Annotated in this window: 1 protein-coding gene and 1 pseudogene; both read right to left on the reverse strand. The window is 76.3% G+C overall.

Annotated features, from left to right (window positions below):
* A pseudogene (locus tag AC1MIR_RS11740) lies at positions 1–315 on the reverse strand (hypothetical protein); the annotation flags it as partial.
* A gap of 73 nt (positions 316–388) precedes the next feature.
* On the reverse strand, positions 389–2,707 hold the full coding sequence (locus tag AC1MIR_RS11745; protein ID WP_480028336.1) for a methyl-accepting chemotaxis protein: 2,319 nt from the start codon (positions 2,705–2,707) through the stop codon (positions 389–391).
* Positions 2,708–2,900: the final 193 nt, after the last annotated feature.

The following is a 2,900-nucleotide window of genomic DNA, read 5'->3' on the forward strand; positions in this document are numbered from 1 at the left end:
CCGCGCCCGCGGGGCCCCCCGCGGCACCGGGGGGGCGCGGCCCCCCCCCCGGGCGCGGGCCGGGGCGGCGCGCGGCACCTCGGCGGCGCTCGCCGCCTCGCCCGCCGCGAAGAAGACGAGGTCGGTGTTGCGGAAATCGTGCCCCTCGAGGCCGCGCACCCGCAGCACGCGCTCCTCGCCATAGGAGACGTCCTGTCCGCCGCCTCGCCCGGGGACCAGCGCGGCCACCTCGTCGGCGGGAAACGCGCGCTCCGCGAGCGTACGGAGAATCTCCCGCCCGACCTGGCCGGTGGCGCCGACCACCGCGACCTTCATGCCCATCTGTCCTGTCCGATGCCGTCGTGGGGCAGTTAGGCGCCCCTCGGCGTCAGGACAACCGGCGGCAGCCTCACATGGCGCGGACGGCGCGCAGGAAGCCGGCCGACTTCTCGCGCAGCGTGGCGGCCTGGCCGGCCAGCGCGCCGCTGTCCTCGCGCATCGCCTCGGCCGACTGGCCGGTGCTTTCGGCCGCGCCGCGCACGCCGGCGATGCGCCCGGCGACCATCTGCGTCGCCTCCGCCACCTGAGCGGCGCTGCGCGCGATCTCCTGCGTCGCCGCGCCCTGCTCCTCCACCGCCGCGGCGATCTGCGTGGCGATGTCGCTGGTGCGCTCCACCGTCGCGCCGATGCCGCGGATGGCGGCGACGGCCTGGCCGGTGGCGGATTGCATCTCCGCGATCTGGCGGCCGATCTCCTCGGTCGCGCGGGCGGTCTGGCTGGCCAGCTGCTTCACCTCGCTGGCGACCACGGCGAAGCCCTTGCCCGCCTCGCCGGCGCGGGCGGCCTCGATGGTGGCGTTGAGCGCGAGCAGGTTGGTCTGGCCGGCGATGTCGCCGATCAGCTTCACCACGTCGCCGATCCGCGCCGCCGCCTCCGACAGGCCCTGCACCGTGGCGTCGGTGGCGCGCGCCTCGGCCACGGCCCGGCTCGCGACCTCGGCCGCCTCGCCCACGCGGCGCGCGATCTCGGTGACGCTCGCGGCCATCTCCTCCGCCGCGGCGGCCACCGACTGCACGTCGCCATGCGCGCGGCCGCCGGCTTCCGAGACGGCGGAGGCTTCCGCCCCGGCGGTCGCCGCGGTCTCGGACAGCCCGCGGGCGGAGGCCTGCAGCCGCTCGGCCGAACTCGCCACGGCCTCCACCACCGCGCCGACCTCGCGCTCGAAGGTGTCGGCGAGGCGGGCGCGCTGGGTGATGACGTCCCAGGTCAGCATGGCGCTGGCGAAGTTGCCGGCGGCGTCGCGGATCGCGGAGACGCGCAGCGTCAACACCTCCTCTCCCAGGCGGATGGTCGCGGTGTGCGGCAGGCGCGACGGGTCGCCGACGATGGCGCGCTGATGCGCCGGGTCGCGGTGGAACATGTCGAAGCTGCGCCCGACCATCTCCTCGGGCCGGCAGGGCAGGCCCGGCAGCTTCGCCAGCAGCGCGTGCGAGGCAGGGTTCATGTAGGCGATGCGGAATTCGTCCTGCGGGTCCACGCTCATCACCGCGGTCGGCATCTGCGCGATCATCTGGCTCTGCGCGAAGGCGTCGCGGACGGTGCCGCGCAGCGTCTCCAGCGATTCGGCGATGGTGCCGATCTCGTCGCGGCGCCCGCGATCGGCCACGGCGATGCCGGTGCGGCCCGCGGCGATCTCGCGCATCGCGGCGGACAGGCGGCGGAGCGGCGCGCCGACCAGGCCGGCGGTCGCCAGGCCCGACAGCACCACCACCAGCGCCACGGCGAGCCCGACGCCGAGCGTGACCCGGCGCATCGTCTCGGCGGTGGCGTTCAACGCGTCGCGCTGCGCGGCGGAGGCGCCGAGGGCGGCGGCGGACATCGCCGCCACGGCGCGGTCCATGCCCTCGCGCGCCGGCGTGACCTGCTCGGCACGGTGGCGCGCCACCGCCTCGCCCGCTGCCAGCACCTCCTCGGCGGCCTTGACCAAGGCCTGGGCGGCCTCCGCCACCCGTTCGAGATCGGCCTGGACGCGCGGCGGCAGCGCCTGCCCGGCCGCCAGGCTGCGGCCGTGTACGCGCACCTGAGCGATGGCGCGCCGGACGCGCCGCAGCTGCGACTCCTCGCCGGTCGCGAGCCAGCGCTGCGCGCCGATGCGCGCCTCGTTCACCGCGCCCTGCACGGTCGCCAGGCGCTGGCGGACATCCTCCTGCTGGTTCTCCGGCACGTCATAGGCGATGGAGCTGGCGACCGCCTCGAACACCGGATCGAAGTCCGCCGCGCGCACGAAGAGCTGGTTGTCGCGCAGCTCGATCAGCGCCGCGCGCCGATCCGCCAGCGCCGCCCGGGCGGCGCGGTAGCGGGCGGTGGCGGAGCGCAGCGGCGCCAGCGCATCCTGCATGCCGGCCGCGCCATGCTCGGCGACGCCCGCGGCGGCCTGGGCCAGGCTCTCATCCAGCCGGGCGAGCATGCGTTGGCGCGCCGCCGGCTGGGCCTCGGCGTCCTGGGTCAGCAGCAGGTCGCGTTGCAGCACCCGCACGTCGCGCAGCGCGTCGATGCCGCCCTCGAGGCGATCCAGCGCGGCCTCCGTGCGGGCCTGGTGCCGCTGCGCCTCCAGCACGGCGCCGGACTGCATCCAGACGACGCCGACCAGGCCGATCAGCAGCAGCAGCGCAAGCAAGGCGGAGATGCCGAGCTTCCGTCCGACGGAGAGGTCGCGAAAAAATCGCATGGCAGGATCCGATCCTCGGCAAGGGCGGGAGCGGAACCTGCCACGCAGGTCTTGACCGGAGGTGAAGAAGGCCCGGCGCGCGGCGGGCAGGCGCGCCCCCCCGCGCGCGCGGCGGCGCCCCCGCCCGCGGGGCCGCGCTCGGCGCGGGCTGCACGCGCCCCTCCAGCACCGTGCCCCAGACCGGTATGTCCTT

This window comes from Falsiroseomonas sp. RANM36 (assembly GCF_056682175.1).

Coding starts and splice junctions, on each gene's coding strand:
- AC1MIR_RS11745 (WP_480028336.1), bottom strand. CDS start 2,707: ATGCGATTTTTTCGCGACCTCTCCGTCGGACGGAAGCTCGGCATCTCC.